Origin of the sequence: Sandaracinobacteroides saxicola, assembly GCF_014117445.1 — a bacterium.
Classification (GTDB): Bacteria; Pseudomonadota; Alphaproteobacteria; order Sphingomonadales; family Sphingomonadaceae; genus Sandaracinobacteroides_A; species Sandaracinobacteroides_A saxicola.
In genome coordinates this window covers 2,164,999-2,189,622 of the sequence record NZ_CP059851.1, presented here as the reverse complement: position 1 = coordinate 2,189,622, position 24,624 = coordinate 2,164,999, and the positions used below count along the sequence as shown (strand labels likewise).

General features: G+C 68.6%; 10 protein-coding genes. 7 read left to right on the top strand and 3 right to left on the bottom strand.

Features of this window, described 5'->3' with window-relative positions:
• Positions 1–27 precede the first annotated feature (27 nt).
• Genes H3309_RS10960 through H3309_RS10950 form a run of 3 tightly spaced genes read right to left on the bottom strand, consistent with a single transcriptional unit; the run spans position 28 to position 2,658 of the window.
• Positions 28–924, bottom strand: coding sequence for a polysaccharide deacetylase family protein (locus H3309_RS10960; RefSeq protein ID WP_182294749.1), 897 nt, complete (start codon positions 922–924; stop codon positions 28–30).
• Positions 925–928: 4 nt separating this feature from the next.
• Entirely contained in the window at positions 929–1,792 is an 864-nt protein-coding gene (locus tag H3309_RS10955; RefSeq protein ID WP_182294748.1) for a response regulator, read from the bottom strand.
• Positions 1,789–2,658 (bottom strand): polysaccharide deacetylase family protein, encoded by an 870-nt coding sequence (locus tag H3309_RS10950; RefSeq protein ID WP_182294747.1) that lies wholly within the window; start codon positions 2,656–2,658, stop codon positions 1,789–1,791. Before H3309_RS10950 ends, H3309_RS10955 begins: the two co-directional genes overlap by 4 nt.
• 157 nt (positions 2,659–2,815) lie before the next feature.
• Here H3309_RS10950 and H3309_RS10945 point away from each other — a divergent pair, with 157 nt between their 5' ends.
• The 7 genes from H3309_RS10945 (at position 2,816) to H3309_RS17680 (ending at position 24,069) form a co-directional block, all read left to right on the top strand.
• Complete coding sequence (locus H3309_RS10945) at positions 2,816–4,072, top strand: papain-like cysteine protease family protein (RefSeq protein ID WP_182294746.1); 1,257 nt, start codon at positions 2,816–2,818, stop codon at positions 4,070–4,072.
• A gap of 10 nt (positions 4,073–4,082) precedes the next feature.
• Positions 4,083–4,784, top strand: coding sequence for a hypothetical protein (locus H3309_RS10940; protein ID WP_182294745.1), 702 nt, complete (start codon positions 4,083–4,085; stop codon positions 4,782–4,784).
• Between the two features lie 176 nt (positions 4,785–4,960).
• Positions 4,961–5,668 carry a response regulator transcription factor gene (locus H3309_RS10935; RefSeq protein WP_182294744.1) on the top strand — a complete coding sequence of 236 codons (708 nt, stop codon included), beginning with the start codon at positions 4,961–4,963 and terminating at the stop codon, positions 5,666–5,668.
• The gene (locus H3309_RS10930) at positions 5,665–6,939 is read left to right on the top strand and encodes a FecR domain-containing protein (protein ID WP_182294743.1); all 1,275 of its coding nucleotides are present in this window, start codon (positions 5,665–5,667) and stop codon (positions 6,937–6,939) included. Before H3309_RS10935 ends, H3309_RS10930 begins: the two co-directional genes overlap by 4 nt.
• The gene (locus H3309_RS10925; protein WP_182294742.1) at positions 6,936–9,203 is read left to right on the top strand and encodes a CHASE2 domain-containing protein; all 2,268 of its coding nucleotides are present in this window, start codon (positions 6,936–6,938) and stop codon (positions 9,201–9,203) included. The genes H3309_RS10930 and H3309_RS10925 overlap by 4 nt, the downstream gene beginning before the upstream one ends.
• Before the next feature lie 164 nt (positions 9,204–9,367).
• A complete protein-coding gene (locus H3309_RS10920) occupies positions 9,368–23,392 on the top strand; it encodes a hypothetical protein (RefSeq protein ID WP_182294741.1) in 14,025 nt (4,674 codons plus the stop codon).
• Positions 23,389–24,069, top strand: coding sequence for a hypothetical protein (locus H3309_RS17680; protein WP_263457689.1), 681 nt, complete (start codon positions 23,389–23,391; stop codon positions 24,067–24,069). The genes H3309_RS10920 and H3309_RS17680 overlap by 4 nt, the downstream gene beginning before the upstream one ends.
• Positions 24,070–24,624 lie beyond the last annotated feature (555 nt).

Sequence of the window (24,624 nt, the reverse complement as noted above, 5' to 3'; positions counted from 1 at the left end):
TTCCGCCGGATCACGCCGCGGCGGCGTTCACGTCATGGTGGCGGTACGGGAGACGGCGCCGACGGTGCTGATGTGGGCGTTCTTGACTTGCAACCAGTCGAGCAGGGCCTCGAAAGCCCCGATCCGATAGGGCAGGGCGATGATGTAGGGCGTGAGTGACAGCGGCAGGAGGCGGGGGGCGTCTTCGGACTTCAGCCAGGTCCAGGCGTCCTGAATTTGCTGGACATAACTGTCGGCGCTCTGCTGCTGGACGGTGATGATCTGGCGGTCGGAGAGTTCGTGGTTGAGGGGAATGTTGAGGATGCCGTTGGCGAAGCGGTAGGGCAGGTCGTCGTTCGGCCAGTCGAGCATGGTGGTGAAACCGTGTTTCATCAATAAATCGGGAGTTCGGTGGCTCTGGCTGCGCGCGATCGAGTGCCAGGCGGTGGGATGCTGGCCGAGGGCGGTCCAGCGTGCCCTGGTGTCGGCGATGAGGGCGGCTTCGGTGTCGGCCGGCAGGCTGCTGTCGATGGTGCCGTTCATGTCGGTCGCGTGGGCGACAAGGTCGTGGCCACCATCGAGAACCGCGCGCAGCAGTTCGGGGTAACGCTCCGCGATGGCGACGTTCATGGCAACGCTGCTTTTCAGGCCGCGTTTTTCGAACGCGTCCAGCAATCGCCAGATGCCGACCCGGTTGCCATAGTCACGGGCGGTGTAATGACGGTAATCGGGGAAGGCGGTCTGCATGTGGCCCGGCGCGCGGAAGGGCGTGTCCGACGGGGTGAGCGGGAAAAATTCGGCGAGGATGACGGGCATCACGGCGAGCGCCTGGCCCGGCGCCCATTCGAAATAGGGCCGACTGTGAAGGTTGGACCAGGGATAGAGGGCGTGGTCATAGCCTTCGCGGCGGCGCGGATAGTCGAGGTAGCTGTCGGGAAGGGTCATGGCGTTACCATACACCGATGCCGATATCTTCCAGCTTGCCCAGCAGGAGGGTTGTCGAACTGGTGACGAAACTCGCGCCGGCGGCGAGCGCCGCGCCGCCGAATTTTTGTTTGGCGTCGGTTGAGCAGAAGATGAAGATCGGAATGTCCGCGTCTCGCGCCCGGATCGCTTTTGTCAGCGCAACGCCCGCGTCAGCCTCCACGCCACGACCCATGTCGCTGATGACGGCGCCGTAGAAACCGGGTTCGAAATGGGCGAGCGCGGTGTCACTTTCGCGCACCTGCGTGACCGGCACGCCGCGATGTTCGAGCGAGGCGACAAGGACCGCGTTGTTGTCGGGGAAATCATCGACCCACAGCAGCCGATTGCTGGCACGCCGTTGCGGTGGTGGCGCCGACGCGGCGATCGTCGCAGGAGCGGGTGGTGGCGGCGCGGCTGGAGCCATCGGCGCGGGCGCAGTCACCGGCGAGGGCGGGTCATTTTCCTGGCCGGCGGTGGGTGCGAGCGGCGACCAGGTCGGCCCTGGTGCCGGCGACGGCGGGTAGGCGGTGGGCAAGCGCCCCGGCGCGGTGGCGTTCCAGTCGCGCGTGCGGCCCATCAGTTCGTCCTGGATGCGGCTTGCGTCGCGCAGCACCGCGACCTGACGCTGAAGATCCTCGATCAGTTTCTGTTGCTCCTCCGTGGCTTTGCCGACATTGAGTTTGACGCCAAAGATTTCGATGGTGCCGCCGTCGCTGCCCATGCGCTGCAGCGCTGCGATCAGCGGCTTGCGCATGACAACCAGCGCGCCGAGCGCAATCAGCGGCCACACCATCGCGGTAAGCGCGCCGATCAACGCCGTCCAGGCGGTGAGTGCCGTGGGCGTCATTGTTGCGCGATCCAGGCGTCGGCGATGGCGCTGGCGGTGGTGATCCAGGCGCGCCCGTCCTGGGCGATGTGGCGCAGGACCTCGGCGAAGGGGCCGATGCGGTGGGGCTGGCCGATCAGGTAGGCGTGGAGGGGGATGCACATGACGGTGCCGCTGCTTTCGCCTTCGGCGGCGAGGCGCTGGTATTGGCGGATCAGCGTGTCGGCATAATCGCGCGGGGACATGTTGTAGACGAAGAAGCCGTAATGGTCGTTGACCTCGAGGCTGTAGGGGATCGACACGAGGCGGCCGCTTTTGGTGTGGACGGGCGTGGGCGCGTCGTCATGATAGAGGTCGCAGGTGTAGGCGAGCCCGGCCTCCGCGATCAGGTCGAGCGTGTTGGTGGTGTGGGTGAGGGCGGGGGCGAGCCAGCCGCGGATGGTCTGGCCGGTGGCGGCGCGGACGGTTTCGATGCTGTCGGCGATGATGGCGCGTTCCTGCTCGGGCGTCATGTCATAGGCGTAGCGGGTGTTGTAGATGCCATGGCTGAAGAACTCCCAGCCGCGGGCATTGGCGTCGGCGACGATGTCGGGGTGATGCTGGCAGAGCGCGACCGACAGGCTGACGCTGCCGGGGAAGCCGTGTTTCGTCATCGCGTCCGCCATGCGCCAGTGGCCGGCGCGGTTGCCATAGTCGCGATGGCCGAAGCCGGTGACGTCGGGGTGGGGTCGCGGCCAGCTTTTGCGACGCGGGTGGGGCGGCGGGTCGAGCTCATAATATTCGAGGTTGGGGGCCACCCATACGGCGACGGGCTTGTTGCCGGGCCAGCGCAGCGGCGGGCGGTTGCGCCAGGGGCGATAGGGATAAAGGCCGGGGTCCGCGATCATGCGGCGACAGTAGCGCGCTGAAACGCGGCTTCAAGCCGTTGGATGAATCCGACGAAAGCATCAGCATCGTCAATGTCACGCTTGACCGCGTTGAGCGATCGGCAGATGGAAGGTGAAAAGAAGCGGGTCGCGCACTGTCAAACCTTGGGAGAGGGACATGGCGCAAAGCTTGTACATGGCGAGTTTCGAGAAAGTGGGCGGGCCGGCGTGGAGCGCACGGCATGGGCTGACGGGGGCATCCTATCAGACCGAGTTCAACGCGCATGTGGCGCAGGGCTTCCGGCCGCTGGTGGTCAGCGGCTATGCCAATTCGGCGGGGCAATCACGCTATGCCGTGATCTTCGACAAGCGCGGCGGCGGGCCCTGGATGGCGCGGCACGGGCTGAGCCCGGCGCAATATCAGGCCGCGTTCGACCAGGCGGTGGCGCAAGGCATGCGGCCGACCTGCGTCAGCGCGCATGTCGGCGGCGGGCAGGAGCGTTATGCTGCGCTGTTCGAGGCGGGGCAGGGGGCATTCGTGGCGCGGCACGGGCTCGACGGCAATGGCTATCAGGCGGCGTTCAACCAGTTCACGGGCCAAGGCTTCCGGCTGCGCTGGGTGAGCTGCCACGCGGTGGGGGGCACGATCCGCTATGCCGCGATCTGGGACAAGTCCGCGGCGCCGGGCGCGTGGGTGGCACGCCACGGGCTGGAGGAAGCGGCGTTCCGCGCCCAGGCGGCCGATCTGGCGAAGCAGGGCTATGACCTGGTGTGCGGCAATGCGGCGTGCGTCGGCGGCAAGGATTTTTATTGCGCCTTGTGGGAAAAGCGCGCGGTGGCGAGCATCGCGCACCACGGCATGACGTCGGGCGCCTATCAGCTGCATTTCGAGGAGTTGGTGGCGCAGGGCTATCGGCCGAAGTTCGTCAGCGGCTATCTGGGGGATGATCCGGTCGATGTGCGGCTGCGCTTCACCATGCAGCAGCAGACGCAGGGCAACTGGTGCTGGGCGGCGACGTCGGTGAGCATCGCGCGCTTCTACAACAGCGGCAGCACCTGGACACAGTGCCTGGTGGCGAATGCGCAGAAGGGCGTGACGACCTGCTGCACGACGGGGGCCTCGACGGCGCCGTGCAACACTTATGGCAGCCTGAGCGCGGCGCTGACGACGGTGGGGCATTTCGACCGCTCGACCAATGGCGTAGAGAGCTTCGCGACCGTCGAAAGCGAGGTGCTGGCCGGTCGGCCGCTGGGGATGCGGACGGCGTGGAGTGGTGGCGGCGCGCATTTCATCGCGGCGACGGGTACCGAGGACGACAGCATGGTCTGGGTGTCCGACTGCGGCTCGGGGACGACGGCGCTCGTGGATTATGAGACGCTGAAGACCGCCTATCGCGGGTCCGGCAGCTGGACCCACAGCTATTTCACCAATTAGGAGAGCGACGATGCCTTTGATCCTTCAGGAGCCGCCGGCGCAGGCGCTGGCCGCCATCGATGCCGCGGTGCCGAAGCTGACGCGGCTGGCGCCGGTCCAGCCGGACAGTGGCCCGGCAGTTGTCGCCAACCCGCGCGTGGAGCTGCGCGGCGCGGCCATCGCGCGCGGCGTGACGGCATTCGCGCGGGCGCGGGCGACGGGCATTTTCCGCGACCGGGCGCGCGCCGAAGTGGCGGTGCGGGCCAGCGCGGCGACGCCCGTGGCGGCGCCGGTGCATGTGCTGGGGCTGGACGAACTGTCCCGCGGGGGTGACCTGAGGGCGAGCCGGCCGAAGCTGTGGACGCATTTCCTGAACGATGGGGAGGACCGGCCGGCGGCGGTGGCGGATGTCGATGCGGCGAATTTCCGTTTTGCCTCGGTCGAGGAGGGTGCGTCGGTGGTGTCGCTTGGCGGGCGCGTGCGGGCGCTGGCAAGCGAGGAGGCCAATGCGCCCGACCGCGAGCTGGCGATGATCCGCGTGCCGGCGCTGCATCTGACGGCGATCTGGCTGAAGGGCCGGGCCGGGCCGCAGGATGACGTGGTGATTCCCAATGATGGCCCGATCGCGCCGCTGGAGCCGGGGCGGCGCTATGCATTGCAGGAATTCATGGATATCGTGAAACCGATGGCCGCGGCGCGGATCGCGATGACCACGGGCGATCTGGGGGGCTGAATCAGGCGTAAACCGTCGGTTTGGCAGAGACCGGCGGAGATTGAGCAGGGTGTGGGATGATGCGCGCTGTCCGCTTGTTGCGGCGGCGCGCATTTTTTTTGCATAATTTTACAGTCAAAATCCATCAAAGTTGATAGGGCCTCGCCTATTCGATAAAGATAGGGCAGGATAAACGGATGCGATGCGCGGTACTCGACGATGACAAGGCCCAGACCGAGCTGGTGTCCGGATTGCTGCGCGAGGCGGGGCATCATTGCGAGGTGTTCCATCAGGGCCGGACGCTGATCAACCGGCTGCGGCAGGACACGTTCGACCTGCTGGTGATCGACTGGAACATGCCGGGCCTGTCGGGGCTGGATGTGCTGCAATCGGTGCGGCAGGGGCAGCATGCCAGCCTGCCGGTGCTGATGATCACCAGCCGCGCCGACGAGGCCGATGTCATCACCGGCCTTGCCGCCGGTGCCGACGACTATATCGTGAAGCCGCTGCATCCGGGCATTTTCATCGCGCGGGTGGAAGCGGCGATCCGTCGGGCGCAGCTGAACCGGCCATCGCGCCGGGTGGCGGATTTCGGCCGCTATGTCTTCGATACGGCAAGCGAGACAGTGCTGGCGGGCGGCCAGTCGGTGAAGCTGACGGCGAAGGAATTCGCGCTGGCCATGCTGCTGTTCGACAATCTGTCGCGGCCGCTGTCGCGGTCCTATCTGCTCGACGCGATCTGGGGGCAGAGCCCGGAGGCGGAAACGCGCACGCTGGACGCGCATGTGTCGCGCATCCGCACCAAGTTGAACCTGCGGCCAGAGGCGGGCTATCGGCTGTCCCCGGTTTACAGTTATGGCTATCGGCTGGAGGAAATCAGCATGACGCCGGCGGTGGTTGCGTGAAGGGACGGGCGGCGGCGGTCGGGCTGCTGCTGACAGCGCTGCTGATGCCGGCTGTCGCCGCGGCTGCTCCCGCGGACTATGACATTCGCATTCATCGCGCGAAAGAAGGCGACAATCTGTTCGACCTGGCGGCGCGCTATCGCGTGGCCGGCGGCTGGCCGCGGTTGCAGAAGATGAACAATGTGCGCGACGTCTATCGAATCCCGGTGGGCACGGCGCTGCGCATTCCGGTGCGGGCATCGGTGCCGGGGGCGGTGGCGGCGGTGAGCGCTTTCCGGGGCGAGGCGCTGCTGGTGCGCGGCAAGGTCGAGACGCCGGTGACCCTGGCGGCCAAGGTGATCGAGGGCGACGGGCTGCGGACGGGGGCGAACAGTTTCATCAGCCTGGCGCTGGCGGACGGCAGCCAGGTGACAGTGCCGTCCAACAGCCGGCTGAAGGTGGCGCGGCTGCGGCGCGACCCGAGGCGTAACATCGTGGACCAGCAGTTCGTGCTGGACGAGGGTGACTTCGAGGCCCGGGCGGCGCCGGTGCGCGCGCGCGCGAGCCGGTTCCAGGTGCGCACGCCGGTGGCGGTGGCGGCCGTGCGCGGCACGGATTTCCGCATCGGGTTCGACAGTGCGTCCAGCGGTGGCAAGGCCGAGGTGATGGACGGCGCGGTGGGGGTGACCGGACGGGCAGGCGAGGTGCGCATCCCGGCGACCTTCGGCACGCTGGCCAGCCCGAAGGGCGTGGTGCCGCCGATCCCGCTGCTGCCGGCGCCGGCGCTGTCACGCGCGGGCGACCGTTTCGTGACCGCGGCGCTGGCCGGCGCGAAGGCCTGGCAGTTCGACGTGGCGCGGGACGCGGCCTTCGTCGACCGGGTGGAGCGGGTGGAAGGAGAGAAGCCGGAAGCGCGGTTCGCGGCCTTGCCGAGTGGCGACTATTTCGTGCGGGCGTCGGCGATCGATGACAAGGGGCTCGTTGGCCTGCCCGCGGTGGTGGCGGTGAAGCTGCTGGGGGAGGATGCGGTGACGGCGGTGTCGGCCTGCCCGGCGGCGGTCAGCTGTTTGCAGTTCCGGTTGCCGGTGGCGGCACGGGCGGGAGGAAACCGGCTGGTGATCGCCCGTGACGTGGAGCGCAAGGATGTGGTGTTCGACCGTGCCGGGCTGGACGGCGACGCGCTGACGGTGGTGGGGCTGGCGCCGGGGCGCTATGTCTGGTGGTTGTTCCCGGCGGGGGTGGATGAGGCGACGGCGCATCCGCAGGTCTTTGACTTGCTGGGGGCGCGTTGAGCGCCACGCGCTTGCGGCTGAGCGGCCGGCGGTTGTGGGCGGAGTGGGGTGGGCTGGCACTGGTGATGGCGCTGTTCCTGGCGGCGCTGGCGCTGCTGGGGGCGCCGTTCCGGGCGGACAATCTGATCTATGACTATGTGGCGCGGGAAAAGGTCCGCGCGGTGAGCGCGCGCGTGATGATCGTGGCGATCGACGACCGGTCCCTGCGCGAGCTGGGGCGCTGGCCGTGGCCGCGGTCGGTGCATGCCGGGATGCTGGACGCGCTGGCGGCGGCGCGGCCGGCGGCGGTGGGCTATGACGTGCTGTTTCTGGAACCGTCCGGGGACGACGCCGCGCTGGCGGCGGCGATGGCCCGCCTGGGCCGCGTGCAGCTGCCGGTTCTGGTGGAGGTGCCTGGCGACAATGGCGCGCCATCGGCGACCGAGCTGCCGGTGGTGGCGGCGCATGGGCTGGGCCATGTGATCCTGCGCCCGGACACGGACGGCATCGTGCGACGGGTGGTGCAGTTCACCGATCCCGACGGTCGGCCCTGGCCGTTCCTGATGGACCAGCTGCTGCGGCGGGAGCCGTTGCCGCTGCCGCCGCCCGGGCAGGCGCTGGAGGTGGAGCGCGAGGTGATGATCCCGTTTGCCGCCGGGCCCGGGGGATTCCCGGCGGCGAGCTTTGTCGATGTGCTGCGCGGCCGGGTGCCGCCGGCGTTGTTGAAGGACCGGATCCTGTTGGTGGGGGCGACCGGCGCGGGGCTGGGCGACCGTTTCTCGACGCCGCGCTCGGCCGAGCTGGAAACCATGCCGGGCGTGGAGGTGCAGGCGAATTATCTGAACGCGCTGCTGACGGGGGGGGTTATCCGGGTGGCGGGGCCGGGGTGGCTGCTGCTGTTCACGCTGTTGCCGACGGCCTTCATGATGCTGGCGTTCCTGCGGTTGTCGCCGCGGGCCAATGCGCTGATCGGCGCGCTGCTGCTGGCGGGGACGCTGGCCGTTTCGGTGATGCTGTTGTGGTGGGGATCGCTGTGGCTGCCGCCGGTGGCGGCGCTGGTGGGGGTGGCGATCGTCTGGCCCGTGTGGGGATGGCGGCGGCTGGACCTGGCGAACCGCTATATGGTTTCCGAGCTGCGGGCGCTGGGGGAGGAGCCGAAGCTGCTGCCGGCGCCGCCCGAGCAGCTGGCCGGCGATCCGGTGGAGCGGCAGATCCAGCTGATGCATGCGGCCATCCGCGACGTGCGCGACCTGCGGCTGTTCGTGAACCAGTCGCTCGACAGCCTGCCCGATGCGGCGCTGGTGACCGACATGTCGGGGGTGGTGCGGATCGCCAATGCCGCGGCGGAGCGGCTGTGGCGCGGGCGCATGCCGGGCGGGCCGGTGGATGCGCCGCTGGCGGCGGCGTTCGCAGCGCTGGGGCAGAATGATGCGCAGGCGGAGATGCTGCTGTCGGCGATGGCGGCGGGGCGGTTGCCGCCGGATGCAGGCTATGAATCGCGGCTGAGCGACGGCATGACGCTGGAAATCCGGCTGGCGTTTTTCACCGATGCGGCGCGGCTGCCCTTGGGGTGGATCGCGCGTTTCGCCGACATCACGGCGTTGCGGGCGAGCGAGCGGCAGCGGGAGGATGCGCTGAAGCTGCTGACGCATGACATGCGGGCGCCGCAGGCCTCCATCCTGGCGGTGTTGCAGAGCGATGCCGGCGCGGTGCCGGCCGACGTGGCGGCGCGGATCGGCCGCTATGCCCGGCAGACGCTGGAGCTGGCGGATGATTTCGTCAACCTGGCACGGGCGGAGAGCGGCAAGTTCGCGCGGGAGCCGCTGAACCTGTCGGACGTGCTGACGGATGCGGTCGATGACCTGTGGCCGCTGAGTTCGGCGAAGGGCATTTCGGTGCGGATGACGCTGCCCGAGGAGGAGCTGATGGTGCGTGGCGACCGGACGCTGTTGACGCGGATGCTGACCAACCTGGTGGGCAATGCGATCAAATATAGTCCGGCGAACCGTCGCATCGAGTGTGTGGCAAGGGTTGACGAGTCCGGCGCGATGATATCGATTGCGGATCAGGGAATTGGAGTCGCGGCGGAACATCTGCCGTTGCTGTTCGAGCCGTTCCGGCGGCTGACCGAGGCGATTCCGACAAGCGGTGTATCCCAGTCGGGTGCGGGACTGGGGTTGGCGTTCGTGAAGGCGGTGGCGGAGGGTCATGGGGGCCGGGTCTGGGCGGAATCGGCAGAGGGTGCGGGAAGCGTGTTCACGGTCAAATTACCGCTGCTTCCGTGACTTGTAATTTACCATCTTGTTTGATTGTCTGGTGTGGGAAGCATTGTAGAACGATGTTCTGACGCCTTTTCTGACGATAGTTTACAGACGTGTTGAGTCGCCGGGGTTAGGGAGAAAAGGCCACAGAGCCTTTTGGGGGACGGAGAAGAATGATGGGTAACGGGTTGCGTAAGGCGGGAACTGTCGATCCCAACCAGCTGGCCTCTGCGCTGGCGGTAGCGCTTCTTCTGTCGGGGCCGGGCCTGTTCCCCCTGCGCGCCCAGAATGTCGCAACCGGCCTGGGCGCGCTGGCGCAGGGCAACAACAACAATGCCAATGGCCAGGGCGCGGTGGCGCTGGGCAACACCAATGTGGCGACAGGGGCGGGGTCCGTGGCGATCGGCGACCGGTCGACCGCCAACGCCGGCGGCGCCTCCGGCGCGGGCGCGGTGGCGATCGGCCAGCAGGCGAGCGCGCAATATGCCAACAGCGTGGCCTTGGGCAGCGGCTCTTTGACGCAGGCGGCCCTGGCGGCGTTGAGCGCGCAGGCGGCGTTCAACCCAGGCTCGACCGGGCTGGGCGGCCCTGGGCTGATCGGTGAAGTGTCGATTGGCAGTTCGAACGGTGTGCGGCGGATCACCAACCTGGCGGCGGGCAGCGCCGGCAATGACGCGGTCAATGTGTTCCAGTTGCAGAGCCTCAACAACAAGGCGGTCAACCTGGGCAATACCGTGGCGGCCGGGCTGGGCGGCGGCAGCAGTTTCAACACCAGCACCGGGAATCTGCTGGTCGGGCTGAGCTATCGCGGCACCAACTATTCAAGCGTGCAGGCGATCCTGAGCGCGTTGGATGCCGGCAATGTCGGCATCAAATATTTCCGCGCCAATTCGACCGATCCGGATGCCACCGCGACGGGCGGCAATGCGGTGGCGGTGGGGCCGAATGCGAAGGCGCAGATGGATAACTCGTTGGCTGTCGGCAATGGCGCCACTTCGTCGGCAATGGACGGGATTGCGATCGGACGGGCGACGACGGCGTCGGCGCAGGCGGCGACAGCGGTGGGCACGTCGGTCACCGCGAGCGGCCAGTTTTCCACCGTAGTAGGGATCGGCTCGAGGGCAGTCGGGGCATCCTCGGTGGCGGTAGGCAACACGGCGGTGGCGCAGGAGCTGAACGCGATTGCCATCGGGGTGTCCACCAATGCGCTGGGCACATCGGCGGTGGCGATCGGCGCCGGAACGGCGGCGCGCGGCGTCGACACCGTGGCGCTGGGCGGTGGATCGAGCGCCGCGGCCAATGGCGACGCGGCGATGGGCGCGGGCGCGGCGGCAAGCGGCGGCAACAGCCTGGCCTTGAGCACGAGGGCGGCAGCGACAGGATCGAACACGATCGCCATCGGGCAGCAGGCGGCGGCGAGCGCGGCGGATGCGATGGCGCAAGGCCGGTTGTCGGTGGCGAGCGCCGCATCGACCATTGCCATTGGCGTCTCCTCGTCCGCGACCGGTGACAACGCCATCGCGATGGGCACCAGCGCGCGGGCGGCCAATGGCGCCTCGGTGGCGATCGGCAGTCAGGCAACGGTGATCAACACCGCGGGCAGCGGCAATTTTGGGGTGGCGATCGGCTCGGGCGCGAACGCCAACAGTTCGGCGTCCGGCGGATCGTCGCCGATTGCCATCGGGGTTGCGAGCAATGCCAGCGGTGCCGGCTCGCAAACCGCCATCGGCGATCAGGCGGTGGCGACCGGCCGCAATGCGATTGCCATCGGCGGCAACGCCTTTTCGGCCGGCGTGCGCGCGACGGGGGATCAATCGACCTCGATCGGCCAGTCTTCGAGCTCGCTTGCCAATGCCTCGGTATCGTTGGGGAACAATGCCAATATCGAGGTGGGCGCGACCGGCGCCGGCGCATTCGGCAACAATGCGACGGTACGGCAGAATGCCGAGGGCGGGGTGGCGTTCGGCAGCAATGCCTTGGTTGGCACCAGCGCGAGCGGTGGAGCGGCGTTCGGCCAGGGCGCGACCGTGTCCAACGGTGCAACCAACGGGGTGGCGATCGGCACCAATGCCAACGCCGGGGCAACCAGCGCGGTGGCCATCGGCACCGGCGCCCAGGCGCGCTATGCCAATTCGACGGCGATCGGTTTCGGCAGCCAGACCGGGCCCTCCGCTCCGTCCGGTACCGGCTTTCTGACCGGGCAGGCGGCGCCGGGGAGCGAGATCGCGGTGGGATCGTCGAGCGCCTTGCGGCGCGTGACCAACCTGGCGGATGGTGCCGCGCCGACCGACGCGGCGACGATCGCCCAATTGACGGCGCTGTCGAACAACAATTCCCTGGTGCGGCAGGTGGGTGGCGCGCCGGGGACGGGCCTGATTACCGTCGGTGCGCAGACACAGGGCACGGTGGTGTCCTTCGTCAGCCAGAACAGCACGACGCGGACACTGACCGGCCTGACGCCGGGTGCCGTGACTGCCACCAGTCTGGACGCCATTAGTGGCTCGCAGCTGTTTTCGACGAACAGCATCCTGAGCCAGCTGGGGACGACGACGGCAAGCGGGCTGGGCGGTGGCAGCAGCTATAACGCGGCGACGGGGGCGCTGACGACTTCGCTTGCCTATCGCGGCACGAACTACAGCAGCGTGCAGGCGGCGCTGCAGGCGGTCGATTCGAGCATCGGCCGGGTGCGCTATTTCAACGTGAACTCGGCCCTGGGGGACAGCAGCGCGGTGGGCGCCAATTCGCTGGCCGTCGGACCGGTGGCGGTGGCCAATGGCGCGTCGGGCGTGGCCATCGGCAACGCGGCAACGGCCGGCGCGACGGGTGCCAATGTGGCGATCGGGCTGAGCGCCAGCGCCAACGGCGCCACGGCGGACGGCGGCGCGGTCTCGATCGGCCGGGCCAATGTGGCGACCGGCGACGGCGCGGTGGCGATTGGCGACCCGAATGTGGCGACTGGCCGCGGCGCGCTGGCGCTGGGGGCGGACAACACGGCGCGAGGTGTCGGCTCGGTGGCGCTGGGGGCGGATTCACGGGCGAACGTCGGTGGCGCGGCGAGCGATGTGGGCGCGGTGGCACTGGGCAGCGCGGCCAACGCGCAATATGCGGGCAGTGTGGCGCTGGGGAGCGGCAGCGCGACCGGTGCGACGCTGGCGGCGCTGACGGGACAAGCGGCGTTCAATCCCGGCAGCGGGACGCTGGGCGGTGTCACGCCGGCCGGCGAAGTGTCCGTCGGCGCCAGTGGCACGGAGCGGCGGCTGACCAATGTGGCGGCAGGCGCGGCGGCGACCGACGCGGTCAATGTCAGCCAGCTGCAAAGCCAGAATGCCAAGGTGAACCGGCTGGGCAATGACGCGGCCTTGGCGATCGGCGCAGGGTCGACCTTCAATCCCGCGACGGGCGCGCTCTCCGCCCCGTCGCTGACGGTCGGCGGCACGGCCTATAGCAATATCGGCGCGGCGATTGCGGCGCAGAACAGTATCGTTAACACCCAGGGGTCTTCGACGGCGCTGCTGCTGGGGGGCAGCACCGTCTATGCGCCGGCGACGGGTACGATTTCCGGCAGCAGTTTCACCGTGCAGGGCAGCAGTTTCGGCAATGTGACGGCGGCCTTCAGCGCGGTGGATGCGGCGCTGACATCGAATGTCGCCTCCATCACCGCGCTGAACAATGGCACGGCGGGACTGGTGCGGCAGGTGGGTGGCGCGCCGGGCAGCGGCACGCTGACGGTGGGGGCGCAGACGGCCGGCACGCTGGTTGATTTCCGCAATTCGGCTGGTGCGACGCGGACGCTGACGGGCCTGAGCAACGGCGCCGTGACGGCGACGAGCACCGACGCGGTCAATGGCAGCCAATTGTTTTCGGTGGCGCAGCAGGCGGGTGCCGGGATCAATGTGACGACCTCGGCCGTGCCGGGGAGCAGCGGCACGGCGAGCGGCAGTAGCGTGGCCAATGTGGCGCCGGGCGGAACGGCGACCTTCAGCGCCGGGAACAATATCGCGATCACGCAATCGGGGACGCAGGTTCAGATCGCGACCAGCCTGACACCGAGCTTCACCAGTGTGACGGCGGGGAACAGCGTGTTGAACACATCCGGCCTGACGATCACGGGCGGCCCGAGCGTGACGGTGGCGGGGATCAATGCGGCGAACATGCGGATCAGCAATCTTGCAGCGGGTGTGGCGGCGACGGACGGGGTGAACGTTGGCCAGTTGCAGGCGGCGACGGGCAATGTGGTGTTGTATGACAGCACCGCCCGGAATCTGGTTACGCTGAATCCTGGTGGCAGTGTTTCGACGCGGATCACCAATCTGGCGGCGGGGACCTTGTCTGCGACGAGCACGGATGCGGTGAACGGCAGCCAGTTGTTTGCCACCAACAACAATGTCACGACCGCGCAGAATACGGCGAATGCGGCGCAGACGGCGGCCGCGGCGGCACAGACGACGGCGAACACGGCGCAGACCAATGTCACCAACCTGTCAAACGGGATCAATGCGGGCACGGTGGGGCTGGTGCAGCAGGTCGGCGGTGCGCCCGGGTCGGGCGCGTTGACCGTGGGAGCGGCGACCGGCGGCACGGTGGTGAACCTGACCGGCACGGCGGGCACGCGGACGCTGACGGGGGTGAGCGCGGGGGCGCTTTCCGCGACGAGCACGGATGCGGTGAACGGCAGCCAGTTGTTCACCACCAACCAGACGCTTTCGACCGTGCAGGCGACGGCGAACCGCGGTTTCGACCTGACGACGAGCGCGGTGCCGGGCAGCACGGGGGTTGTGAGCGGCAGCAGCGTGGCGAATGTGGCGCCGGGGCAGACGGCCACGTTCAGTGCGGGGAACAATGTCGTCATTACGCAGAATGGCCGGCAGGTGGCGGTGGCGACCAGCCTGACGCCGAGCTTCACGAGTGTGACGGCCGGGAACAGCGTGCTGAACACGTCCGGCTTGACGATCACGGGCGGCCCTAGCGTGACAGTGGCGGGGATCAATGCGGCGAACACGCGGCTGACCAACCTGTCGGCGGGTGTGGCGGCGACGGATGGGGTGAACGTTGGCCAGTTGCAGGCGGCGACGGGCAATGTGGTGGTCTATGACAGCGCCACGCGCGACCTGGTGACGTTGAATCCGGGCGGGTCGAGCACGCGGTTGACCAATCTGGCGGCGGGGACCTTGTCTGCGACGAGCACGGATGCAGTGAACGGCAGCCAGCTGTTTGCGACGAACAACAATGTCACGACCGCACAGAATGCCGCCAATGCGGCGCAGGCGACCGCCAATACCGCGCAGACGGGGTTGGGCAATGTTGCCTCGCTGCTGGCGGGCGGTGCCGCCTATAATCCGGTGACGGGGGTGTTCACCGCGCCGGTGTTTACGATCCAGGGCGCCAACGCCGGCACGGTGGCGGGCGGGTTCGCGCTGGTCGACGCGCAGCTGACGACGTTGAACAGCGTGCTGACGGGGAGCGGCATCAAATTCTTCCGCTATGGCACCCCCGGAACCGCGGATGCGACGGCCAGTGGCGTCGATGCGCTGGCGGCGGGCGGGCTGGCGGTGGCGAGCGGCGTGCGCTCGACCGCGGTGGGCAATGGCGCGACGGCGCGCTATGCCGGTGCGGTGGCGCTGGGCGCGGGATCGAGCACGGGCGCGGCGGCACCGACCGGCACTGGGTTCTTGACGGGCCAGGCGGCGCCGTCGAGCGAGGTTTCGGTGGGCAACGGCGACGTGCGTCGGCGCATCACCAATGTGGCCGATGGCAGCGCCGCAAGCGATGCGGTGACGGTGGCACAGCTGACGGCGGAGAACAGCGGGCGCAACCAGCTGGGCAGCACGGTGGCGAGCGCGCTGGGCGGCGGGGCGGCCTATAATGCGGCGACGGGGACACTGACGGCGCCGACCTATACAATCCAGAGCGGCAACTTCAACAACGTCGGGGCCGCGCTGGGCGCGGTGAACACGACGCTGACGTCAAACATCGCCTCGATCACCGCGCTGAACAATGGCACGGCGGGGCTGGTGCGGCAGGTGGGTGGCGCGCCGGGGTCTGGCGTGCTGACCGTCGGCGCGCAGACGGCGGGGACCGTGGTGAACTTCACCAACAGCGCCGCGGCGACGCGGACGCTGACGGGGGTGAGTGCCGGGGCACTTTCCGCGACGAGCACGGATGCGGTGAACGGCAGCCAGTTGTTCGCGGTGCAAGCGACGGCGAACCGGGGTTTCGACCTGACGACGAGCGCGGTGCCGGGCAGCACGGGGGTTGTGAGCGGCAGCAGCGTGGCGAATGTGGCGCCGGGGCAGACGGCGACCTTCAGCGCCGGGAACAACATCGTTGTTACGCAGAACGGTCGGCAGGTTCAGATCGCGACCAGCCTGACGCCGAGCTTCACGAGTGTGACGGCGGGGAACAGCGTGCTGAACACGTCCGGCCTGACGATCACGGGCGGCCCGAGCGTGACGGTGGCGGGGATCAATGCGGCGAACATGCGGATCAGCAATCTTGCAGCGGGTGTGGCGGCGACGGACGGGGTGAACGTTGGCCAGTTGCAGGCGGCGACGGGCAATGTGGTGTTGTATGACAGCACCGCCCGGAATCTGGTTACGCTGAATCCTGGTGGCAGTGTTTCGACGCGGATCACCAATCTGGCGGCGGGGACCTTGTCTGCGACGAGCACGGATGCGGTGAACGGCAGCCAGTTGTTTGCCACCAACAATATCCTGTCGACATTGGGGGGCAGCGTGGCCTCGGGCCTGGGCGGCGGCAGCAGCTACAATGCCGGGACGGGGGCGCTGACAACAAGCCTGAGCTATGGCGGGACCTCCTATTCGAGCGTGCAGGCGGCGCTGTCTGCGATCGAGGGGCAAAGCGGCGGAATCAAATATTTCCGGGCAAATTCGGTGCTGGCGGATGCGGCCGCGACGGGTACCGATTCGGTTGCCATCGGGCCGCTGGCGGGCGCGTCGGCGCCCGAAGGTGTTTCGCTGGGCCGCGGTGCCGCGACCAGCGGCGGTCGTGGCGCCACGGCGCTGGGCAGCGGCACGTCCGCGACGCAATTCGGCAGCACGGCGGTGGGCTATCAGGCGAGCGCCGGCACGGGCAGTGCGACGGCGGTGGGCTATGCCGCGAGTGCGACTGCGGGCGCGACGGCGGTGGGGCGGAACACCAGTGCGACCGGCACCAATGCCGTGGCGCTGGGAACGGGCACGGCGAGTGCCGCGAGCAATACCGTGGCGATCGGGCGGACGGCGAACAGTTTCGGTGGCAGCGGCGTGGCGATCGGCCTGAACGCGGTGGCGGGCCAATCCGGCGCGGCAGCGGTGCAGAATGGTGTGGCGGTGGGCAGTGGTGCCGTCGCCAGCGGTGGCAACGCCGTGGCGCTGGGGCAGCAATCGGCCGCGGCGGGTGCCGATGCGGTGGCGCTGGGCAACAGTGCCAGTGCCAGCGCCGCGGGCGCGGCGGCGTTGGGGATTTCGGCGGAGGCCAGCGGTGCCAACGCGCTGGCACTGGGCGCGAACAGCCGGGCGCTCTACACGGGCGCGGTGGCGATCGGGCGGGGTTCCGAAACCGGAGCATCGGCACCGTCGGGAACGGCTTTCCTCACAGGGCAGGCCGCGCCGGCGAGCGAGGTTTCGTTCGGAACCGCGAGTGCAGCGCGACGGCTGACCAACGTGGCGGATGGCAGTGCCGCGAGCGACGCCGTGACGGTGGCACAGCTGACCGCGGAGAACAGCGGGCGCAATGCGCTGGGCGACAGCGCGGCGACGCTGTTGGGCGGCAGCACGGTATATGATCCGGTAACGGGTGTGCTGTCGGGCGCGAGCTTCACGGTGCAGGGGTCGGCCTTTGGCAATGTGACGGCGGCCTTCAGCGCGGTGGATGCGTCGCTGACGAATGCCAACCGCGGGTTTGATCTGACGACGGCAGTGGTGGGCGGCTCGACGGGGGCGGTAAGCGGCAGCAGCGTCACGAATATCACGCCGGGTTCGACGGCGACGTTCAGCGCGGGCAACAATGTTGTCATTACGCAGAACGGGGCGGAGGTGCAGATTGCGACCAGCCTGACGCCGAGCTTTACGAGTGTGACGGCAGGGGGCAGTGTGCTCGATACCAGTGGTCTGACGATCAGTGGCGGTCCGAGCGTGACGGTGGCGGGGATCAACGCGGCGGGGACGATCATCAGCAATGTGGCAGCGGGCGTGGCCGCAACGGATGCGGTGAACGTCGGTCAGTTGCAGGCAATGACGGGCAATGTCGTGGTGTATGACGACCAAGTCCGGAATGGCGTGACATTCAACCCCGGTGGCTCACCCGCGAAGCTGAGCAATGTGGCGCCGGGCGCGCTGAACGCGACGAGCACGGATGCGGTCAATGGCAGCCAGTTGTTCGCGACCAATACGCAGGTGGCCACCAACACGACGGACATCGCAACGAACACCGCCAACATCGGCACGCTGACGACGAACCTGGGCACCTTTGGCAACAGCACTGCAACGCTGCTGGGGGCGGGGACGGTCTATGATCCGGCGACGGGGACGCTGTCGGGCAGTTCGTTCACGGTGCAGGGTGCGCCCTATGCCACGGTCGGCGCGGCGTTCAGCGCGGTTGATGCCGGACTGAACACGGCGAACAGCAACATCGGAACATTGAACAATGGCCTGGCGGCCGCGAATGCCAATATCGCCGCGAACACGGCGAACATCGCGACCAATACGGCGGACATCACCGGCCTGTCGGCGGGGACCCTGGGGCTGGTGCAGCAGGCGGGGGGCGCGCCGGGAACAGGATTGCTGACGGTGGGCGCCGGCACCGGCGGGACGCAGGTGGACTTCACCGGCGCGGCCGGCACGCGGACGCTGACCGGGCTGACCGCGGGCGTCAACCCGACGGACGCCGTGAATGTCTCCCAGCTGTCGGAAGTGGCAGCCGGTGCGGTGGTGAACTATTCCAACGTGAACAGCAGCCTCTCGGGGCCGGGCAGCAATACCAAGGTCAATCCGGGCGCCACCGGGGCTGAGTCGATCGCCATCGGCGGTGCCGCCAGTGCGGCGGGGTCGTCTGCCATGGCGCTGGGGTTGCGGGCCAATGCCTCGGCCGCGGATGCGGTGGCCTTGGGCAATGGCGCTGTGGCGGATGCCGCGGAGGCGGTGGCGATCGGCCTGAATGCCACGGCAACGGGTGGCAAGGCGGTGTCGATCGGATCCGGCAATATCGCGACCGGCAATGGCGCGGTGGCGATCGGTGATCCCAATGTGGCAAGCGGCACGGGCGCGATCGCGCTGGGGGCGGACAACACCGCGCGCGGCGTGGGTGCGGTGGCACTGGGCAACCAGAGCCAGGCCAATGCGGCCGGTGCGGCGACCGACGCCGGCGCGGTGGCGATCGGCAACCAGGCCAATGCTCGCTATGCCAACAGCCTGGCGCTGGGCAGTGGCAGCACGACGGGCGCAACGCTGGCGGCGCTGACGGCGCAGGCGGCGTTCAACCCCGGAACGGCGGCGCTGTCGGGGACGGCGCCGGTGGGCGAACTCTCCGTGGGGGCGGGCGGCAGCGAGCGGCGGATCACCAATCTGGCGGCCGGCAGCGCGGCGACTGATGCGGTCAATGTGAGCCAGTTGCAAAGCCAGAATGCAAAGGTGAACCAGCTGGGCAATGATGCGGGGTTGGCATTGGGGGCCGGCTCCACCTACGATCCGCTGACAGGGGGTCTGTCCGCGCCATCATTCACCGTGGGGGGTGCGTCGTTCAGCACGGTCGGCTCAGCGGTCGCCCAGCTGAACGTCATCAACAACAACCAGGGCACAAGCACGGCCACCCTGCTGGGCGGGACGACCGCCTATGATGCGGCGACGGGCCTGCTGTCGGGCTCGAGCTTTACCGTGCAAGGGTCTTCGTTCGGCAATGTGACGGCGGCGTTCGGCGCGGTCGATACGGCGTTGAGCACGGCGAACACCAACATCGGCAATTTGCAGACGGATCTGGCGGCGACTGATGCGCAGGTGGCGGTGAACACCACCAACATTGCCGGCAACACGGCGAGCATCAATGCATTGAACAATGGCACGGCCGGTCTGGTGCAGCAGGTGGGTGGCGCACCGGGCAGCGGCAATCTGACGGTGGGGGCTGCGACCGGCGGGACGCTGGTGGACTTCACCGGCACGGGCGGCACGCGGACGCTGACGGGGGTGAGCGCCGGTGCTCTGAATGCGACGAGCACGGATGCGGTCAATGGCAGCCAGCTGTTTGCGACCAACCAGACGCTTTCGACCGTGCAGGCGACGGCGAACCGCGGGTTCGACTTGACGACGGCAGTGGTGGGCGGCTCGACGGGGGCGGTAAGCGGCAGCAGCGTCACGAATATCACGCCGGGTTCGACGGCGACGTTCAGCGCGGGCAACAATGTTGTCATTACGCAGAACGGGGCGGAGGTGCAGATTGCGACCAGCCTGACGCCGAGCTTTACGAGTGTGACGGCAGGGGGCAGTGTGCTCGATACCAGTGGTCTGACGATCAGTGGCGGTCCGAGCGTGACGGTGGCGGGGATCAACGCGGCAGGGACGATCATCAGCAATGTGGCGGCCGGCGTGAATGCGTCCGACGCGGTCAACCTGGCGCAGTTGCAGGCGGTGGGCGGCCAGGCCGGCAATTCGGTGCAGTATGACAGCGCGGCGCGCACGAGTGTGACGCTGAACCCGGGCGGGGTGGCGGCGACGCTGACCAATGTGGCGCCGGGCGCGCTGAATGCGACCAGCAGCGATGCGGTGAATGGCAGCCAGCTGTTCGCGACCAACAATCAGGTGGCCACCAACACGGCGGACATCGGCACGCTGAACACGGGGCTGGCGGCGGCGAATGCGGGCATCGCGGCGAACACGGCGGGAATCGGTGCGCTGACGACGAACCTGGGCAATCTGGGCAGTTCGACGGCGACGCTGCTGGGGGCGGGGACGGTCTATGATCCGGCGACGGGGACGCTGTCGGGCAGTTCGTTCACGGTGCAGGGTGCACCCTATGGCACGGTCGGCGCGGCGTTCAGCGCGGTCGATGCCGGACTGAACACGGCGAACACGAACATCGGCACGCTGACCAGCGGGCTGGCGGCGACCAATGCGCAGGTGGCGGTGAACACCGGCAACATTGCGACCAACACGGCGGATATCGCGACGCTGAACAGCGGGCTGGCGACGGCCACCACCAACATTGCCGGCAACACGGCGAGCATCAATGCATTGAACAATGGCACGGCCGGTCTGGTGCAGCAGGTGGGTGGCGCACCGGGCAGCGGCAATCTGACGGTGGGGGCTGCGACCGGCGGGACGCTGGTGGACTTCACCGGCACGGGCGGCACGCGGACGCTGACGGGGGTGAGCGCCGGTGCTCTGAATGCGACGAGCACGGATGCGGTCAATGGCAGCCAGCTGTTTGCGACCAACCAGACGCTTTCGACCGTGCAGGCGACGGCGAACCGCGGGTTCGACTTGACGACGGCAGTGGTGGGCGGCTCGACGGGGGCGGTAAGCGGCAGCAGCGTCACGAATATCACGCCGGGTTCGACGGCGACGTTCAGCGCGGGCAACAATGTTGTCATTACGCAGAACGGGGCGGAGGTGCAGATTGCGACCAGCCTGACGCCGAGCTTTACGAGTGTGACGGCAGGGGGCAGTGTGCTCGATACCAGTGGTCTGACGATCAGTGGCGGTCCGAGCGTGACGGTGGCGGGGATCAACGCGGCAGGGACGATCATCAGCAATGTGGCGGCCGGCGTGAATGCGTCCGACGCGGTCAACCTGGCGCAGTTGCAGGCGGTGGGCGGCCAGGCCGGCAATTCGGTGCAGTATGACAGCGCGGCGCGCACGAGTGTGACGCTGAACCCGGGCGGGGTGGCGGCGACGCTGACCAATGTGGCGCCGGGCGCGCTGAATGCGACCAGCAGCGATGCGGTGAATGGCAGCCAGCTGTTCGCGACCAACAATCAGGTGGCCACCAACACGGCGGACATCGGCACGCTGAACACGGGGCTGGCGGCGGCGAATGCGGGCATCGCGGCGAACACGGCGGGAATCGGTGCGCTGAACACGGGGCTGGCGACAGCGAACAGCAACATTGCGGCGAACAGCAGCGCGATTGCCACCAACACGGGGGATATCGCGACGCTGAACAGCGGGCTCGCCTCCACCAACGCGCAGGTGGCGACGAACACCACGAACATCGCCAGCAACACCAGCAACATCGCCGCGCTGAACAACGGCACGGCGGGGCTGGTGCGGCAGGTGGGCGGCGCGCCGGGCAGCGGCGAGATCACCGTGGGCGCGGAAACCGGCGGCGCGACGGTGAATGTCGCGGGCACCGAGGGCAACCGGCGGATCACCAATGTCGCCGCCGGGGTGGCGGCGACCGATGCGGCGAATGTCGGCCAGTTGCAGGCGGTTGCCGGGGTGGCGGCGAACGCGGTGGCCTATGACGATCCGTCGAAGACGACGGTGACCTTCAACCCGGGGGGCGCGCCGACCAGGCTGGGCAATGTGGCCGACGGCAGCGCGCCGAACGATGCGGTGAATTTCGGCCAACTGACGGCAACGAACACCCAGGTCAGCATCAATACGGCCGGCATTGCCGCGGCGACGGCGGGGCTGGGCAGTCTGACCAACAACATCAACAACGGCACCATCGGGCTGGTGCAGCAGATCGGTGGGGCACCGGGGACGGGCACGCTGACCGTGGGTGCGGCGACCGCCGGTTCGACCGTCGATTTTGCCGGCACGGCGGGCACGCGGCGGCTGACCAGCCTGAGCGCGGGGCAGGATGCGAACGACGCGGTCAATGTCAGCCAGTTGACCGGCCTGTCCAACGCCGCGGCGGCGGCACTGGGCGGCGGGGCCGCGTTCAATCCGGTGACCGGCGTATTCACGCCGCCGAGCTATGTCATCGGAGGCGTGGCCTATGGCAATGTCGGGGCGGCGTTGGGGGCGCAATCATCGATCGTCTCCTCGCTGGGGTCGTCCTTGGCGAGCAGCCTGGGCGGGGGCAGCGGTTTCGATCCCGCCAGCGGCACGCTCAGCCTGTCCTTGAACTATAACGGCAGCAGCTATGGAAGTTTACAGGCGCTGATCAACACGCTGCCGACATCCGGCGGCGGGGGTGGCGGCAGCGGGCCTTCGCCCATCGCCTACAGCAATCCGGCGACGCCGACGGTGCCCAATGGCGGCACGGCGACCAACAATGCGACGCTGGTGGGGGCCAACCCGGCGGCGCCGGTGGCGCTGACCAATGTGGCGGCGGGCAATGTGGCGGCGGGATCGACCGATGCGGTCAACGGCGGGCAGCTGAACGACACCAATGCGACGGTCAGCGCGCTGACCGCGGCGATCACGCAGGGAACGATCGGCCTGGTGCAGCAGGCAGCGCCGGGGGCGCCGATCACCGTGGGGGCCGCGACGGGCGGCAACAGCGTGAATGTCGCGGGCAGCGCCGGCAACCGCACCATCGATGGCGTGGCGAACGGCGCGCTGGCGGCGAACTCGGTGCAGGCCGTCAACGGCAGCCAGCTGTTCGGCGTGGCGCAGCAGGTGGCGTCGAACACCACGACGCTGAACGCGCTGAGCAACGGCAGCGCGGGGGCGTTCCAGGCGAACAATGCCGCCGGGCGGCCGGCGCCGGTGGCGAGCGGTCCGAATGCGGTGGCGGGCGGGTTCGGCGCGGTGGCTTCGGCCGCGAACGTGACGGCGCTGGGCAGCAATGCCAGCGCGAGCGGCAGCAATTCGGTGGCGCTGGGGGCGGGTTCCAGCGATGGCGGGCTGGCGAATGTGGTCTCGGTGGGCGCGGTCGGGGCCGAGCGGCAGATCATCAATGTCGCGGCGGGGACGCGGGCGACGGATGCCGTCAACCTGTCGCAGTTGCAGGGCGGGCTGACCACGGCGGTGAACCAGGCGCAGCAATATACCGATGCGCGGATCGCCGGGCTGCGGTTCGACCTGCGGGACCTGTCGCGCAACGCCTATGCCGGGACGGCGAGCGCGATTGCCTTGCAGCCGCCGATCTTCGCCGAGCCGGGGCAGATTTCGATGCGGCTGGGCACCGGCTTCTATCGCGGCCAGACCGCGCTGGGGGTGAGCGTGCGGGCGACGGCGGACAATGGGCGCTGGAGCCTGTCTGGCGGGGTGGCGGGCAGCCGCTATGGCGGGGTGGCGGCGAGCGCCGGCATCGACCTGGTGCTGGGGCAATGAGGGCGGCGCTGCTGCTGATGCTGGTGGCGGCGCCGGCGATGGCGGATGACTGGCCGGCGGCGGAGGGGGCGCGGGGCGGTGTGCTGAACCTGCCGGTGGCGACGTTGCGGGCGCTGGAACCGGGGCTGTCGAAACGCTCCATCTATCCGCTGCTCGGGCCGCCGCAATATGCCGCCGGGCTGTTTGCCCGGACCTGGCATTACCGGATCGGGATTCGCAATGCGGCGGACAATGGCATGCTCGACTGTTTGCTGCGGCTGCGGTTCGAGGGGCGGACGCTGAAGGCGGTGGAGTGGCAGGAGCCGAAATGCGCGGCCCGGCTGGCGCCGCAGGGACGGGCGCGGTTCGTACGGGCGGTGGCACTGCCGACGCCGGTGGCGCTGGCGGGACCGGGGGCGAAGGGCATGACCCAGGTGGAGCTGCGGTTCGCGCCGGGTTCGGCGGCGCTGAGCGCGGCGGCGCAGCGGGTGGTGGCGGATGCGGCGGCAAAGCTGGACGCGCCGGTGCAGCGGGTGATCGTGGTGGGGGGCGGCAAGCCGCCGTTTGACGCGCCGCTGGCGGAAAAACGCGCGGCGGCGATCGCGGCGATGCTGAGCGATCCCGACGGGGCGCCGCCGGCGACCGGCGTCGAGATGAGCGGGGAGCGGGTGGCGGTGATCCTGTCCCGCGATTTCTGAAACCGCTGGCGGGCGTGTCCGGACAGGAAGGCGTTCGACAAGCCCGATGATATTTGCCCCGACCGCTGCTTAGGTTCTCGCGGCTTGGCCTCGCGGGGGGCTGTTGGATTATGGAAGGTTGGTCGAAAAAAGTGGCGGCCTGAATCAAGGGGTTGGCGGAAATGGTCGGTTTTCTGCGCCACGTTGGGTGTTGGCGGCGCCATGGATGCTGAACCAAGTTCAGCATGACGGGGGTGTGTGGGACGGTGAGGCCATTATCGGCGGGTGAGGGCTCAATGGGCCCCGGGTCGAGCCCGGGGTGACGGGTGGGGTAAGGCTGTTGGTTTGTTGCGGGTAGGAAATCTGGAAGGTTTTGCGCAAAAAGTGACAGCCTGAATCAAGGGGTTAGCGATTTCGGGGGTTTTGGGCGGGTTACGGGCTGCTTGGCGCTGTTGTCGATGGACTCGGACAATTCCAATATGGTTATCATAGACCCGGCCCGATGGCAAGCCTTTTGTCGGAACGGGCGAGGGGCGACGGAAGGGCGCCCGGGGCGGGGTGCTGACAGGGCGGTGG